The sequence below is a fragment of the Caloramator australicus RC3 genome (assembly GCF_000297115.1).
Taxonomy (GTDB): Bacteria; Bacillota; Clostridia; order Clostridiales; family Caloramatoraceae; genus Caloramator; species Caloramator australicus.
This window is the reverse complement of the sequence record NZ_CAKP01000026.1, coordinates 1-16,760: the sequence shown is the minus strand read 5'-3', so window position 1 is coordinate 16,760 and position 16,760 is coordinate 1. Positions and strand designations below refer to the sequence as shown.

The following is a 16,760-nucleotide window of genomic DNA, read 5'->3' as shown; positions in this document are numbered from 1 at the left end:
ATATATAGCCTAAGAACTGAATCAGAAAGATACAATTCTAGATGGAAAAATCTCAATACTGAGCAAGCTTATGTTAGAAATATTAACTCTGTTACTAATCTAAATACAATCGGACATATTTGTCTTTTAACTGTTGCAATTGCTGCCATAAAATCTGGCTGTGTTGATAAATTTAAATCTCTATCGGGATTTAGAAGAATGGCTTAAACAAGCTTTTAAATTAATTTTTAAATCAGCAAATTTTACCAAGGGGGTAGTCTACCCTTTTTGGAGCTCTTTTGTTCTTAATTTAACTTTAATTTAAAGTATTTAAGCTGCCATTCTTAAAAATTGGAACTATTTGACATTAATTATTTTATTTTTTATCAATTATGCTCATCTCTAGATAAGGTAAGAAAAATAATTCTTGTAAATGGCTCTATAAACGCAAAAATAGTTGGACAAAACCCCCAAAGAATCGCTGAAATGGCAGGAATTACAATCCCTGAAAATACAAGAATAATCATCGGTGAAGTTGAAAACGTTGGACTTTCTGAACCCTTCTCCTTTGAAAAATTATCACCAATCCTTGCAATGTATAGAGCAAAAAGCTTTGATGAAGCTCTAAACCTTGCTGTTGAGCTTGTAAAACACGGTGGGTTTGGTCATACATCCGTTCTTTACACAGATACAATAAAGTGCAAGGATAGAGTTGAAAAGTTCAGCGCTGCTATGAAAACAGGAAGAATAATAATAAACATGCCATCATCACAAGGGGCAATTGGTGATATATATAACTTTAGATTAGAGCCTTCTCTAACTCTTGGCTGCGGTTCCTGGGGCGGAAACTCAGTTTCAGAAAATGTAGGGGTTAAACATCTATTGAACATCAAAAACGTAGCTGAGAGGAGAGAAAATATGCTCTGGTTTAGAGTTCCTGAAAAAATTTACTTTAAATATGGAAGTCTTTCAACAGCCCTTAAGGAATTAAGGGATATGAACAAGAAAAAGGCCTTCATTGTAACTGATAAGGTGTTGTTTGATCTTGGATTTACAAATAAAGTCACTGATTTATTAGATGAGCTTGGAATTCAACACAGCGTATTCTTTGAAGTTGAACCAGACCCAACATTATCTTGTGCTAAAAAGGGTGCTGAGCTTATGAAATCCTTCTCTCCTGATGTTATAATAGCTCTTGGTGGAGGCTCACCAATGGATGCTGCAAAGATTATGTGGGTAATGTATGAACATCCTGAAGTTAGATTTGAGGACCTTGCTTTAAGATTTATGGATATTAGAAAAAGAATATATAGATTCCCTGAACTAGGTAAAAAGGCCATGATGGTTACTATCCCAACAACAGCCGGAACAGGATCTGAAGTGACACCATTTGCCGTTATAACAGATGAAAAAACTGGAATCAAATACCCACTTGCTGACTACGAATTAACACCTGATATGGCCATCGTTGATCCTGAGCTTATGATGAATATGCCAAAGGGACTTACTGCAGCGTCAGGTATAGATGCCCTAACCCATGCAATAGAAGCTTATGTTTCTGTTCTTGCATCTGAATTTACTAATGGACTTGCCCTTGAAGCGATAAGGCTAATATTTAAATATCTACCAGCAGCTTATAGTGAAGGGGCTAAAAATCAAAAGGCAAGGGAAAAGATGGCTTACGCTTCAACAATAGCAGGAATGGCCTTTGCAAATGCCTTTCTTGGAATATGTCACTCTATGGCCCATAAACTCGGTGCTGCCTTCAATATTCCACACGGCGTTGCAAATGGACTTTTGATAAGCGAAGTTATAAGATTCAATGCAGTAGATAACCCAAGAAAGCAAACTGCCTTCCCACAATACAAATACCCAAATACAAAATGGAGATACGCACAAATTGCAGACTATCTAAGACTGGGTGGAAAAGATGAAGATGAAAAGGTTGAACTATTAATAAAGGCAATAGAAGATTTAAAGGAAAAGGTAGGTATTCCAAAATCAATTAAAGAAGCCGGAGTATCTGAAAAGAAGTTCTATGCACAACTTGATGAACTTGCAGAACAAGCCTTTGATGATCAGTGCACAGGAGCTAACCCAAGATATCCTTTAATCAGCGAAATAAAGGAAATCTATATTAGGGCATTTGAAGGAAGATAATTTAAAGGGCTATCTCATATTCGAGGTAGCCCTATTGTTTTAGTAATAAAAGAACATTAAGAAGGGTTACGACAATCCCTATAATCCATAGCAAAATATTTGTTTTTAAATCATTTTTAAATTTACCCATAACATATTTAGAACTTGTTAAATATATTAAAAGAAAAATTGTAAAGGGAAGCTGAATGCTTAAAACTATCTGAGATATTAAAAGGCCTTTAAAGGTATCGCTGATTAACATAATTATTAAAAGTGCACAGATTATAGTCATAGTTATACCTATTTTTGTTTCTTTATCTTTTATATCATAGGTTTTGTTATAGATTCCTGAATAAATTACCCCTCCAGAAATCCCTGCCGTAATGCTTGAGGAAATTCCCGAAAACAAAAGAGCAAGGGCAAAAACAAAGGATGCTAAGTTACCAAGGATTGGTCTTAAGAGGATTTGTGCCTGTTGAAGTTCTTGAACTATTATCCCGTTTTTATAAAAGGTAGCAGCTGCAACTATTATCATTGCACTGTTTATTCCCCAGCCTATTATCATAGAAAAAAGAGTATCTAAAAATTCAAACCTTACTTGCCTTTTTAACTTAATTTCATCCGTCCTGTCAAAATGTTTGTTTTGAATTATTTCTGAGTGCAAAAAAATATTATGGGGCATTACAACAGCGCCTAAAACGCTCATTATTATAGGCATTGATCCCTTAGGAATAGCGGGAACAGTTGAACTAAAAATAGCCTTCCCCCATTCAACATCTACAAGAGCAAGTTCAAACACAAAGCAAAAACCAATAATCGAAACAAAGCATATTATCCATTTCTCTATTTTATTATAGGAGTTAGTCCATATCATAAATAATGAAAAGGTTGATATTAAAACTGCAGCCAATTTAATTGGAATAGAAAAGAGCATATAAAGGGCTATAGCTCCACCTAAAATTTCTGCAAGGGCTGTAGATATTGAAGCAAAATAAGCACTTGACAAAATTAATTTGCTTATAATAGGTTTAGTATAAGAGGTTGCAGCTTCAGATAGGCTCTTTCCAGTAATAATTCCAAGTCTTGCAGCTGTATGCTGCAGCACAATAAGCATCAAAGTAGATAAAGTAACCATCCATAAAAGCCTATAGCCATATTGAGAACCTGCCGCAACATTTGATGCCCAATTGCCAGGGTCTATAAATCCTACAGTTATTAGAAGTCCCGGCCCAATATATTTAATGAATTCCCTAACCATTATGTTTCCCCCTTAAGGCTTTAACATCAATCTTGTGGGAGACATGCCCCCACAAGATTTTCCTTTTACCCCCTATATATATGCCAAAGGGCATTATCAGTTCCCCTTGCAAATACATCAATTCTATTTGGTCCCCAGGATACTGCTGCCGGTTCTGAAGTCAATTGCCCTCCAAGGTCCATCCAATCACTCCATCTTCTTCCGTCCCACCATTTATGCCATAGGGCATTGTTTGTACCCCTTGCAAATACATCTATTCTGTTCGGTCCCCAAGAAGAAGCTGCTGGATCTGATGTCAATACTCCTCCAAGGTCCTCCCATTCGCTCCATCTTCTCCCGTCCCACCATTTATGCCATAGAGCATTATTTGTACCCCTTGCAAATACATCTATTCTATTCGGTCCCCAGGATACTGCGGCTGGTGCTGACGTTAATACTCCTCCAAGGTTTTCCCAGTCACTCCATCTAGAACCATCCCACCATTTATGATAAAGGGCATTATCCGTTCCCTTTACAAATACGTCTATCCTATTTCTTCCCCATGATGCTGCAGCTGGTGCTGACGTTAATACTCCTCCAAGGTTTTCCCAGTCACTCCATCTAGAACCATCCCACCATTTATGATAAAGGGCATTATCCGTTCCCCTTACAAATACATCTATCCTGTTTGGTCCCCAGGATACTGCATCCGGACTTGATGTTAAAATTCCTCCAAGGTCCTCCCAGTTATTCCATCTTCTCCCGTCCCACCATTTATGCCATAGAGCATTATTTGTCCCCCTTGCAAAAACATCTATTCTGTTTGGTCCCCAGGATGCAGCACCTGGTCCAGAGGTTAAAATTCCACCTAGGCTTTCCCAGCGGCTCCATCCTGATGGTGTTTGTCCCTTCATATTTTCCAAAGTAAATTTTATAAGATCTCTAATTATTTCATTTGTCCTACGGGTTGGAACTCTAAAACCTATAAATGTTGCAAAAATCCAAGGCATATCTCTTCTTAAGCTTGTGAATAATGCATCCGTCTTTTGATTAATATTTCCTGTATAGTTTTCAGCATTTCTTACAACGTAGTTAACAATTGCCCTGAATAAAAGTCGAGTAATATTCCTTGACATTCCATATCTTCTTAGCTCAGCATATACATTTGCAAATTCTGTATCAACAAGCCTCATTATTCTATTTACCTCTTGAGTAATTTGCCTTACTAATTCATCCTCTTCGTATTCCAATTCCAAATCATCATCCCTGTAGTTCTCATCATAATCTTCATATTCCCTCCAATACTGCCACATCCAAAAGTATGGACAATACAAAGTAAAAACCCCCAAATTAATACTTACATTAATATAATATAGTTCTTATATGCTTGATGTTACAAAGTAAGAAGGTAAAAATAATTTATATTTATTAAATACTAATCACCATTTTAAATTATTTACATATATTATTTATTGTGAGTAATAATTAAATAAAGGTGATACGTTGTATTGCAAATGCTATTTTACAAATCTAACCTGCGTTGTAAATGAAATCTTGCTATGGAGCGAAATTTCAAGTGAACACCCCATATTTATTAAAACGGTCGCTTCCCTCACAAGAAAAAATCTTCCAGAATCCCTAAACCGAAGATTAGACGAAATTAGTGAAATGTTTAAGCCAATAATGAAAAAAGCCGAAGCAATAAAGGGGAAGTCCCACATCACCCCTCTAGTTTATCTTGACGTAAAAAGTCTCATAGATGAATTTTTACTTCATGATGGACATTTCTTAATGCTTCTTCCAGAAATTAAACAATACGGAAAAGACGATGCTGTATGGCAGGAACTATTAGAGCACATTACACATGAACAAAGATATATGTTTGAATTATTTACTAATTTTAAGGATTTATTAGACTAATCAATATAGATGGAGGGAGTTTATGTATCATCACATGTTTATGTGTCCTTTTTATCACTATATGATGCCAATGATGGGAATGGAAAAAATGCAAAGCATGCCTTATATGATGCAAATGCCGATGATGCACATGCCTATGATGGGGACGTCAATGATGCAAATGATGCCTATGCTTATAGATAAGGATGATGAAGATGGTTATGAAGATAGGGAAGAAGACAGAGTTTCTGTTGAGGAGATTTTAAACAAGATTGAGAAAAACGATCCTCAAATATTTGCAATCTTAAGGGCCTATGGAATCCCAATGCCGGTAGCAAGAAGGTTAGTAAGAAGAATAATAAGGTTAACATTGAGATATTCAAGATGATGTATAGGGTGTTTCCGGAAGGAGACACCCTATACATTTATTATTTTTTTCGACAAAAACAAACACAAAAAATAACACATTACGATATGATGACATATAATATATTAAAGGGGGGGATAATCATATGATTAGCGATTTCTGTAATTTATTGAACTCTAACATGCGAATATATAATATAAATGCAATTAAGACAAAGATAGTATATAATAGATACGGTGACCATGACCCTAACGGTCTTTTATACGTTCTTGCAGAAGATGAAGAAAATATATTAAATCAAATTGAAAACAACCCAAATACACCTGTTGATTTAGTTTCTCCACTTGTAATTAGGGCAAATGAAGGAGAAATAGTGATAATAAATTTTCATAACAAACTTGATTTTCCTGCTTCTATTCATATACAGGGATTGCACTATGATGTAACTTCAGATGGGGCGAATGCGGGTTTTAATCCTCCATCGGTTGCACAGCCTAATCAGAAAATAACTTACAAGTTTTATGCCGAAAGACAGGGAATATATTTTTTTAGCGACCTTGGGAATCCATTTGCAGATGAAACAGGAAGCAGCGTCCATGGATTGTTTGGCGCTTTAATTGTTGAAGAAGAGGGCTCATATTGGACTCATCCTGAAACAGGTGAGGAAATAAAATCGGGATTATATGCAGATATTCACCATAAATATAAAAATTCGTTTAGAGAATATGTGCTATTTTTCCATGATGAAGCACCAGTTCTTAACAATCAAGGTTTACCCCCTATAAATCCAATGACTGGGCATGAGGAAGACACCCATTCAATAAACTATCGTTCGGAACCTATGAGAAACAGAATGCCAGAGCCTTCAACCGATTGCATCGGAGAAGACTGCATGCATTCCTCCTGGGTATGGGGAGATCCTTCTCTTGTTCTACATGCTTATATAGGTGATCCGGTAAAAATAAGGTTAATTAACGCTGGTGTTAAAGAAACCCATGTATTTCACTTCCATGTTCATCAATGGAGGTTAAATCCTGACGATCCTAATTCCACCATAATTGACTCAATTTCAATTGGACCTCAGCAATGTTATACAGTAGTCCCCTTATATGGTGCAGGAAGTTTGCAAAAAACATTCGGTGATATTATATTTCACTGTCATTTATATCCCCATTTTGAAGCAGGTATGTGGGGACTTTTCAGAGTTCACGACGTTCTTGAAGATGGAACAAGGTTTTACCCAGATGGAACAAAAATAAAAAGCTTAAAACCCCTTCCAGACAGGACTCCTCCACCTTTGCCTACTCCACAAAGGCCAGGTTTCCCATTGTTTATACCAGGAGTAGTCGGCCAAAAAGCACCTGAACCTCCACTTGGAATAATCGGCGGAAGAGCTCCAACTCAGCTTGAGATAAATACTTTCCATCCTAATGCTGTACCCGGAGCAGCCTTTGCAAATCCATGTCCGCCTAATGCACCTGTAAAAACATTTGAGATTGTAGCTATAGAAGTGCCTATTAAATACAATAATCAAAACTGGCATGATCCATTTGGGAGGATATATTGTCTTGCTGAGGACGAACAGGATATATTAAATGGAATAAAGGAACCTGAGCCCCTCGTAATTAGAGTAAATGCAGGTGATTGCGTTGAAATTAAATTTACTAACAAATTGCCATTAACTATTGGAGGGAATTTATTTCAAACAGTTCACGCAACCACCCAGTGTACTTGCCATGTTCACTTAGTAAAATTTGATGTGTTGTGCTCCGATGGAGGTGGCAATGGCTGGAATTATTCAAGCGGAGTAAGGCCTGGTGAAACTATCATTTATAGATGGTATGCCGATGAAGAACTTCATGCCTGTTTTTTTCATGATCACTTGTTTGCAAACACTCATCAGCAGCATGGATTATTTGCCTCGCTAATTGTTGAACCCGCAGGTTCAAAATATATTTCGCCGTATACCGGGCTTCCAATCAAGAGTGGAACAAAAGCTATTGTTGAAACACCACATGGTAGTTTTAGAGAATTTTCATTGTTTGTTCATGATTTTGCTCTATTATTTGACAACAATAATAAAGAAATAAATCCTCCACCCTTCCCTGATTCTCACGAGGACCCAGGAGTTATGGGAATAAACTATAAATGTGCACCGCTTCAGTTCAGGCCAGGCGAGCCTGCTTATGTATTCAGTTCTTTTCTCCATGGTGACCCAGAAACCCCACTACTTGAGTGCTATTCTGGAGATAGGATAAGAATAAGGCTTTTAGATGTGGCGCATGAAGAACAGCATGTTTTCAATCTCCACAGATACAAATGGCACAAGGAAATAACCAATCCCAAATCACCTTTAGTTTGCTCACAGGTAATAGGTATTTCAGAAGCGTTTAATATTGAATTTATAGCTGAAGCTGAGGATGATCAGGATGTATTATATTATTTCGCCGGGCTTGACGATTTATGGCTTGGTCTTTGGGGTATTTTAAGGGTATATGGAGCTATTATGCCGCATTTGCTGCCATTAAAAGATAGACCAGCACCACCTGAAAGAATTAAACCATTCCCCACACCAACAGGTTCTCCACCTCCAAAGGCTGAAGATCCAGGTATGCCATGTAAATCATATTCAAAAATTAGGAGATTTGAAGTTTATGCTGTCCAAAAGAAAATTATATACAATAAATTTGGCGATAACGACCCAAATGGATTATTATTTGTTCTTAAAGAAAATCTGAAAAAAGTTTTGAATGACAAAATTTGTCCAAAACCTCTTATAATAAGAGCAAATGCAGGTGAATGTATCGAAATTAAGCTTACAAACTTACTTCCAGAAACCATAGCAGAAACCGAATACCCGCACGTTCCTGTTGAGGTACCTTTTCCACCATCAAACAGGGTTTCTATCCATGCTCAAATGCTAAAATATGATGTGCGTGGTTCTGACGGTGCAACAGTTGGTTTTAACTATGATCAGACAATAGGCCCAAATGAAAGTATAACCTATAGATATTTTGCAGATGGCGAATTTGGAACTATTATTTTATCAAGTTATGGAGATATTAGAAACCACAGACACAGAGGTTTATTCGGGGTATTAATTATTGAACCACAGGGATCAATTTATTTAAATCCTTTTACTAGACGAAAAACTATTTCTGGCGAGCAAGCTATAATAATCCCTGCCTATAAAGAAGCCTTTAGAGAATTTATAATCTTGGCTCAAAATGGAATTGACCTGTTTGATAAAGATGGCAATAGAATTCCAGAAGTTCATCATTCAGAACATCTTGACTTTGAAGATCAAGGCCATAAAGCCTTTAACTATAGATGTGAAAGATTTGAAAATAGATTACACCACAATCCTAATATACATTTAGTTTTTAGTTCAAAAATCCATAATGATCCTTCAACGCCTGTTTTTATAGCTCATGCAGGAGATAAAGTAGTTTTTAGGTATGCTATTGTTGCCGATAAACCAAGAAACACTACCTTTATAATTCATGGTCATAATTGGCTTCAACAAATGAATAATCCCTATTCAAATCGAATCGGTGCTGAAGGTGCATTATCAGTTGGAAATACACTAAATATTGAATTAATTGCTGGAGGAAAAAATAAATTAACAGGCGATTATTTATACCGTTCGGGTAATATAAGATGGGAAATAGAACAAGGAATGTGGGGCATCTTTAGGATATTAAATAAATGCTGTTAATAATCCCATTATAGTAATTCTATCACTTACTAGCTAAAAATTATTAAAATAAATTGTAATGAGCTGCCTTTATTACGGCAGCTCATATTTTACAATTAGAAAATTAGAAAGATTTGCAGTTCAATGCCTTTTGAATTTCGTATTGAAACTACTAAACAAATGTTGCCATAGGGAAGATTAAATTCAACTTTGAACTTTAAAGCTTTTAAATATTAGCTCAATTTTATAAAAATACTAATCGTCTAAAGGTCTATTTAAAATTATAAAATCTCCTAAATACTTTGTTTCAAACTCTACAGTCTTATCTTTAATTCTAGAAGGAACATATACAAATGTAGAACCATTAAAATAATAAACATATGCGTTATTAAATTTCTTTTTATCTATCTCTATCTTTGTTTTGAATACAGTATTATATAAAGTTTCAATGTTTGAAGAAATGTTAAATCCTATAAAATCCCTTCCTCTAATCTTATTAAGCTTAGCTGATTTAATATTTGAAATATTTAATTCAAAATAATCATTTATATTTCTTAGAATATCCTTTGCTTTATAAATTACCTCTATATTCTTGTCGCAATAACTTAATAACAAATCATTCAACGAAGCTGCATATAAAACTTCCCTTGATAATTTACCACTTACACTAAACACATTCTCCTTTTCTGTATTCAAAAGCGACCTGATTAGCTTGAACTCTTCCGCATCATTTTTATGCATTATCCTTTTTTCGAGAACAAAACTTGGATCATAAGCAGGCTTTAAACTTTCTCCATCAATCGTTATATTCTTTACTTTATTTACTAATATTACTCCCGATTTTTCATTTAAATTTAAATTTATATTTCCGTTTAAAACTATAATTTCTTGCCCTGAAATTAAATCTACAAACTTTGTTCCATTTTCATAAGGAACATTTAAACTCACGCTCTTTGAATCTCCCCTATTTATAACTATGATAGCCTTATCTGAAGCCTTTTCTCTTACATATGCCAAAACATCTTTATGGGCTAATATCGGTTTAATTTCACCAGTTCTTAATACATCATAGTTATTTCTTATATTTGCAAGTTTCGCATACCACTCAACAAGTTCCCTATCACCCTTACCCCATGGGAAGGCTCTTCTGTTATCCGGGTCATCTGCACCGTATTGCCCTGCTTCATCTCCGTAATATATAACGGGTGCACCGGGATAAGTCATCTGCATCAATGCTGCAAGCTTTAAAAGTTTCTTTGCATTTTCACTTGGAGGATTTGCTATATCCTTAACACTCTTTTGATATCCATCGAAGGCAGAAATTGTCCTTTGGGTATCATGGGAATCTATTAAGTTGAACATAGCATAGAAGGCTTCCCTTGGATATTGTTCTCTAATTAGTTCTAACGTTTCCATTACCTTTTCTGAATCCTTTTGTCCCATAAAAAAGTCTAATAGTGCTCCTCTAAATCTATAATTCATAACAGAATCATACATATCTCCTAAAAGATATCTTGTAGCATCATCCCATATTTCACCTATTATTACATTGTCTCCTTCTTCCTTTACCACTCTTCTAAAGTTAACCCATGTTTCATCCGAAACCTCATTTGCAACATCAAGTCTCCAGCCGCTAGCACCTTTTCTTAACCAATATCTTGTATGGGAATCTTCACCATCAATAACTTCTTCAGCCCAAGATTTAACTTGATATTCAGAACCATTAAGTGCCTGAATAACAGGCATCGAGTCGAATCCCCACCATCCTTCATAGTAATAGTGCTCAGTTGGTTTTCCAACATCCACCTTCCTATTTTCTATTCTAAACCAGTCTTTGTAATGGAAATCAGTGATTCCAATGCTTCTAAAGTATTCCTGAACTCTATTTTCCGCCTCTAATTGACTTAATCCCTCAAGGTTCATCAAATCGTAAACCCTTGACCAATATTGATAAGCCCCAAGGGGTTTCCCTTTTGTCATGTATTTGCCATACCTGTCAAAATAAATTGAGTCATCAGAAACATGGTTTAATACTCCATCAAGGATTATTTTAATTCCTCTCTTTTTAGCTTCCTTAGCAAGTCTTACAAAATCATCCATAGAACCAAGTAGCGGGTCAAGTCCCTTATAATCACTTGCATCGTATCTGTGGTTGGATATGGATTTAGAAATAGGATTAAAGTAGATTACATTTATTCCAAGGGCCTTCAAATAATCTAGTCTCTTTATAACTCCTTCGATATCTCCACCATACATTTCGTTACACCATTCTTTATCTCCCCTTGTTCCCTTGTAGTCTTCTCTGTCCTCTAAGGATGGGACTTCAGGGATTGCGTACCAATCATCATAAAATTCGTAAAGGACACTTCCCCTTGCAAATTTTTGAGAGTAGTCGTTTTTCTTATCTCCATTATAGAACCTGTCGGGGAAAATATGATATATCACAGCATTTTTCATCCAATCAGGCGTCTTAAAATCAGGAAGATATACGTTTAATCCATAATATAAAACCTTGCCTAAATCATCAGCCTTTCCTTTGCCATATAATCCATCATCGTCACCAAATGCCTTTACTTCTGAACCATTGGAAATTATAAAGTAATATTGATACATTCCCTTTTCCTTTGGTATATAATTAGTGCTCCAAATATAGTTATCTTCTGCAATAGTTTTTGTCATATCTATGCTTTCTTTACCATTTGGAGTTAATACAACAAGCTTAACTTGTGAAACATCCTGTCCCGTTCTAATTCTAAATTTTACATTTTCACCTATCTTAACAGCACCAAAGGGCTCTTTAAAGCTTAAATCCCTTGAATCATAATAAATTTTGCTGGTGTCTATATTTCTTTGTGAAGCGTTGTTGAATATTAAACCTGTTACATAATCGTAGCTGAATGTAACTTCTCTATCTTCGTTTAAAACAATCTCTGGATATTCATAATCATCGTTTCCAAAAACAACCCTTATTCCTCTATATGTTCCTGCCTTGAGATAAACAGAAACTGAATATACTCCCGTTAACCTTAAATCCTTCATAACATATTCTTTGTCAAGGCCTACTAACTTTGGTCTATTCTCTCCAAGAAGCGGAACATATTTTGTAGAATCAGTTATTATATGACTTATATCTGAATAATAGAAGGTTATATCCTGCTTTTTTGTAACCTGCATCTGAATATTAGCTCCGTCCCTTGCTCCATCCTTCCCGTAATTTTCATTCCAGGAACCCATAGCAACTTTATATTCATATATCCCAGGCGGAACATCCTTTATTGTAAATTTATAAAGGCCATCTCCTATATGCTTCATCCTTGTAATTTGTGATGATGGATCCCAATCATTTGCACCAACAAGGTGTTGAACTGTTCCAACTAAAACCACCAATCTTCCTCCTGGAACTTCTGAAGCTTCCCTTACAACTTGAACTTCCTTTAAAACCTGAACATTTGAAGCTTTATCCTTTACTGATATCTTAATTTTTATTGTATCTTCGCCCTCTGGAAGTTGCCCTAATGTTAAAACTCCTTCATCGCTTAGAGACGCTATTTGATTTGGATTATCTATTAAGGACCACTCTACATTTTGATAATCCTCTAAAGCACCATCCTCCTTCATGGATTTTGCAATAAGCTTTATTGAAGTGTTTTGTTCCACCTCAAAGGGCACATCTATATCAACAAGTCCTGGAACATATAAAACAGAGTTATCAAAGGGTGGATTGCCTTCCTTTCGTGGATTTTGTGGGTCCGTCATCCAATTGCCATCAACAATAAATTTATAAAGATACTTACCAGGTTTTAACTGTAGGCTAATGGACCAAACATTGTCTTCTCCTTTAGTCATCAAAAGTTTTCCGTCTCCCCAATTTGTCATAGAACCCGCAAGGTAAACTTCCCTTGCTTTTCCGGTTAGATCTAAATAGTTAAATATCACCTTATTACCTTCTATTACAGGGCTACTAACCTTTGATGGAACAACAAGTTTAGAATTTTTACCACCATATCCATCGTCAACTACATTTGGATTTGATGGGTCATTTACCCAATATTCATTTCCATTTTCTGTTACAACAAATTTATACTGATATTCACCTGGATTGAGGATTAAAACTAAAGTCCACACTCCATTTTCCTTTATCATAGGATTTGCATTTTTATCCCAACCATTAAAGCTTCCCGCCAGTGAAACCCTCTCTGCCCTATCGTTTTTATATCTGAATATAACCTTACCATCTAAAGTTATTTCTGGGCTTATTATCGGATTTTCCAATCCTAAAATTTCAGCAACCTTGTCATAGTCATTAATACTGTCATAAAGTGCTACATTTTTTACATCCGCTATGAATATAACATATTTACCGCCTTCAGGAATGTTTAAAACCTTATTGCCGCTTCTTGGTATTCCACCGCTATCCCATGAATAGTTTTCACAAGCCTTATATTCATAACTTCCTGCATTTAAAAAGCTTCTATAAATAAATTTTCCATCGCCGTCTAAATAATCAAATTCATATCCCCTTGTTGAAGCATCCCAAGTATTACCTTCTCTAACCTGTCCTATAATTGAAACTACAGTATTTATCCACGGATTGTTAATTGAATCAACACAAAGGTTAAGGTACGGATTTGCAAGGAAAGTTACATCTGTCTCTGCTGTAATTTGAACTTCCCTATTTTGTCCCACTTCACCATTGGACCACTTATGGTCATAGGCTACTTTGTATTCAAGCTTAGTATTTTGAGTCTTTGGTGAAAGTTTAAAGGTTCCTTTAAAAAATCCTCCTCCGATATAGCTTAAATCAAAATTGGCATCTTCAGGGTTCCAAAATTGGCCATCTTCAACAAAATCGTTGAGGTTTCCAACCAATGTTGCCGATAGTTTAAATTCCTGCGGTTCATTTACTGAATCAATAATTCTCTTATTTTTATTATCAAATCTAAATATAACTCTTTTAGGTTCAGTTAAATTAAGCTGTCTATTTTGTGACGGATAGTTTTCATCCCAGCTTCTGTTAAGTGCAACCTTGTATTCATAGCTACCGGCCTCTTTAAAATCCACAACAGCCTCATAAATTCCATTTCCATAGGGCTTCATAAAATTATTCTTATCATCGGGTTTCCAATTGTTTTCTACTTTGGTTCCCTCTAAAGTAAAGTTTCCAACCAGTGCAACTATGTCATCTACCCTTGATGAGGCCCTAACTTGTGAAGTCAGATTTAATTTAGGAAAAAAATTAACTAAGAATAAGAATATAAGAATAATGCTTAGCCTTTGTTTAAACCTTTTCATCTAATCCCTCCCTTATAATTGTGCAAACGTATGCATCTATAATTATTTTACTATATTTTATATATTTTAACAATATAAGGTAATCATCAAATATTAAAGCCATGTTACAAAATATGATTATATTTGACCAATATTGACATTGTTTTGTTCATAACATTATTTATTTATGATATAATGTCTTTAGCTTTAATGATGTTAGGAGGGGGAAAATGAAAATCAGTAGGTTTGGTAAAAACATAATAAAGCTAATAGCAAGTATTTCCATCTCATTTTTATTTCTAACGCTTATATCCTACTTTTTTGTGTTATATTCAGGTTTAACAAAACTTCAAAATAATGCAAAGGAAACCGTTGAACTTGCACAAAAAATGATCAATGGAGATAAACTGCAAAAAGTTTGGAAATCTAAAGATATGAATTCTAAAGACTTTAAAGATATAAAGGATAGTCTAATTAAAGCTAAAAGTAATAGCGATGTTAAATTTATTTATACTCTTTTTGTAGATAATGACAAAGTTTATTTTATTGTTGATGGTGCAACAGAAGATGCAGCCTCCTTAGGTGAAGAATATGTTTATAAAAAGGAAATGTCATTAGCTATGAAAGGGAAGATATCTGTGTTAAACTTTCCCATAAAAGACAAATGGGGCACTTTTATTTCTGCCTATGCTCCTGTTAAAAATTCAAACGGGGAAATAATTGGAATTGTAGCTGCTGATATGGATATCTCAGTTTTTGAATACATTAACTCCAAGCTAATAGCTTCTATTATCTACATATTCATAATAGTTTTTATAATTGCTATCTTTTTTATAAATAGATATTCTAAAAATGTTGTATTACAAATCGACAATGCCCTTACAAATATAAACGAACTTTCATCTGGAAATCTTACTGTTAAATTAGATGCTAATACTAAGGATGAAATAGAAGATATCATCAAAAAGACGAATGAATTTAGGTTAGCAGTTAATAATATGTTATTAAGTATAAAGAATAACTTTTTAACATTAAATGATCAGGCTCAAAATTTATCCTATGTTGCAAAGGAATTACAAAAGGCCTCAGAAGACGTTTCAACTTCAATGCAATCAACAAGTTATGATATGGAAAATCAAAATCAAACCATAGAAAAAATAGTTAGCTTAACTAGGGATTTCAACGATAAAATACAAAAAATTGTAGCTTTAATTGAAGAGATAGAAAAGGACACTACAAATATAAATACACTATTAAAAGACGGAAGCAAAAATATTAATTCTTTTATAACTTCTATGGATGAAATAAATACTTCCTTTGGATTTGTTGCAAGAAGTATAGAAAACCTTAATTTAAATATCAATAAAATTAGCGAGATATTGGGCCTTATAAATAATATAGCAGAACAAACCAATCTTCTTGCTCTAAACGCAGCTATTGAAGCTGCAAGGGCAGGTGAAAGTGGAAAAGGATTTGCTGTTGTAGCAGAGGAAATAAGAAAGCTTGCAGAAAGATCAAAAGAATCAGCCCTAAATATAGCTGAAATAATTAATACTATTTCAAAGGAAAATGAACTTGTAATAAAAAACACCAACAATATGACAATGACTATTCAAAATCAAATTCAAAATAATAAAAATACTACTGAAATATTTAAGGAGCTATTAAATACTATTTCAAATTTAATTCCTAAGATTAATAACATATATACACATGCACTAGAAGTAAATAGCAAAAAAGGATAGTGTCAAGATATTGTAGGTTAATTTTTATAGACAACCCCTTAAATTAGCTAGTTTCAAGGCGTTTGTTAAATTTAAAAAACTTAAATTATATTTTCATATTTTATTGATTTTAATATCCTGTAAATTGGCGTTACTTTCCCTATGTTCAATATCGTTATATTATTCATAACTTCACGTGAAGATTTATTTATCTTTCTTATCGCTTCTTTTATTTTCTTCTTACTTACCTTGAAGGCTTTTTCATCTTCCTTAAACACACTTATTTCCCTTAAATTTCCTCCATTCTTGCTAAATACCCTTAGCTTTGCCATTATCTTTAATCCTTCCTTGCTCCATCCTAATGGCCTGCTGCTTAATCTCGCCGATAATACATGGCTTACATGCCCTTCTGCGCTGCATCCTATTACATCATCGTCATCTTTATAT

General features: G+C 34.6%; 8 protein-coding genes and 2 pseudogenes. 6 read left to right on the top strand and 4 right to left on the bottom strand.

Going from position 1 to position 16,760, the window contains the following annotated elements:
- Together CAAU_RS14785 and adhE are read left to right on the top strand one after the other, a co-directional pair.
- Positions 1-207, top strand: a pseudogene (locus CAAU_RS14785) (transposase); the annotation flags it as partial.
- Positions 208-381: 174 nt separating this feature from the next.
- Positions 382-2,139 (top strand): annotated as a pseudogene (gene adhE, locus CAAU_RS03070) (bifunctional acetaldehyde-CoA/alcohol dehydrogenase); the annotation flags it as partial.
- Between the two features lie 31 nt (positions 2,140-2,170).
- On the opposite strand, the gene CAAU_RS03065 reads toward adhE, so the two are convergent.
- Positions 2,171-3,376, bottom strand: a complete 1,206-nt coding sequence (locus CAAU_RS03065) for an Nramp family divalent metal transporter (protein ID WP_008907975.1) — start codon at positions 3,374-3,376, stop codon at positions 2,171-2,173.
- Between the two features lie 65 nt (positions 3,377-3,441).
- Complete coding sequence (locus CAAU_RS03060) at positions 3,442-4,689, bottom strand: PLL family lectin (RefSeq protein WP_008907974.1); 1,248 nt, start codon at positions 4,687-4,689, stop codon at positions 3,442-3,444.
- Positions 4,690-4,858: 169 nt separating this feature from the next.
- On the opposite strand from CAAU_RS03060, the gene CAAU_RS03055 reads away from it, so the two are divergent.
- From CAAU_RS03055 to CAAU_RS03045, 3 genes are all read left to right on the top strand, one after another.
- The gene (locus CAAU_RS03055) at positions 4,859-5,275 is read left to right on the top strand and encodes a DUF2935 domain-containing protein (protein ID WP_040305796.1); all 417 of its coding nucleotides are present in this window, start codon (positions 4,859-4,861) and stop codon (positions 5,273-5,275) included.
- A gap of 22 nt (positions 5,276-5,297) precedes the next feature.
- On the top strand, positions 5,298-5,642 hold the full coding sequence (locus tag CAAU_RS15050) for a hypothetical protein (protein ID WP_156792026.1): 345 nt from the start codon (positions 5,298-5,300) through the stop codon (positions 5,640-5,642).
- A 124-nt stretch (positions 5,643-5,766) separates the two neighbouring features.
- On the top strand, positions 5,767-9,339 hold the full coding sequence (locus tag CAAU_RS03045) for a multicopper oxidase domain-containing protein (RefSeq protein WP_008907970.1): 3,573 nt from the start codon (positions 5,767-5,769) through the stop codon (positions 9,337-9,339).
- 234 nt (positions 9,340-9,573) lie between these two features.
- Here CAAU_RS03045 and CAAU_RS13815 read toward each other — a convergent pair whose 3' ends face one another.
- Positions 9,574-14,610, bottom strand: coding sequence for a pullulanase X25 domain-containing protein (locus CAAU_RS13815; protein ID WP_008907969.1), 5,037 nt, complete (start codon positions 14,608-14,610; stop codon positions 9,574-9,576).
- Positions 14,611-14,819: 209 nt separating this feature from the next.
- Here CAAU_RS13815 and CAAU_RS03035 point away from each other — a divergent pair, with 209 nt between their 5' ends.
- A complete protein-coding gene (locus CAAU_RS03035; RefSeq protein WP_008907967.1) occupies positions 14,820-16,334 on the top strand; it encodes a methyl-accepting chemotaxis protein in 1,515 nt (504 codons plus the stop codon).
- 80 nt (positions 16,335-16,414) lie between these two features.
- Here the strand turns inward: CAAU_RS03035 and CAAU_RS03030 are convergent.
- Positions 16,415-16,760, bottom strand: a 346-nt coding sequence (locus tag CAAU_RS03030; protein ID WP_192811168.1) for a UPF0236 family transposase-like protein, incomplete at its 5' end; no start/stop codon positions are given.

Bases quoted from the DNA above. Each gene is read 5' to 3' on its own strand.
- CAAU_RS03065 (WP_008907975.1), bottom strand. From the start codon at position 3,376: ATGGTTAGGGAATTCATTAAATATATTGGGCCGGGACTTCTAATAACT.
- CAAU_RS15050 (WP_156792026.1), top strand. From the start codon at position 5,298: ATGTATCATCACATGTTTATGTGTCCTTTTTATCACTATATGATGCCA.
- CAAU_RS03045 (WP_008907970.1), top strand. From the start codon at position 5,767: ATGATTAGCGATTTCTGTAATTTATTGAACTCTAACATGCGAATATAT.
- CAAU_RS13815 (WP_008907969.1), bottom strand. From the start codon at position 14,610: ATGAAAAGGTTTAAACAAAGGCTAAGCATTATTCTTATATTCTTATTC.
- CAAU_RS03035 (WP_008907967.1), top strand. From the start codon at position 14,820: ATGAAAATCAGTAGGTTTGGTAAAAACATAATAAAGCTAATAGCAAGT.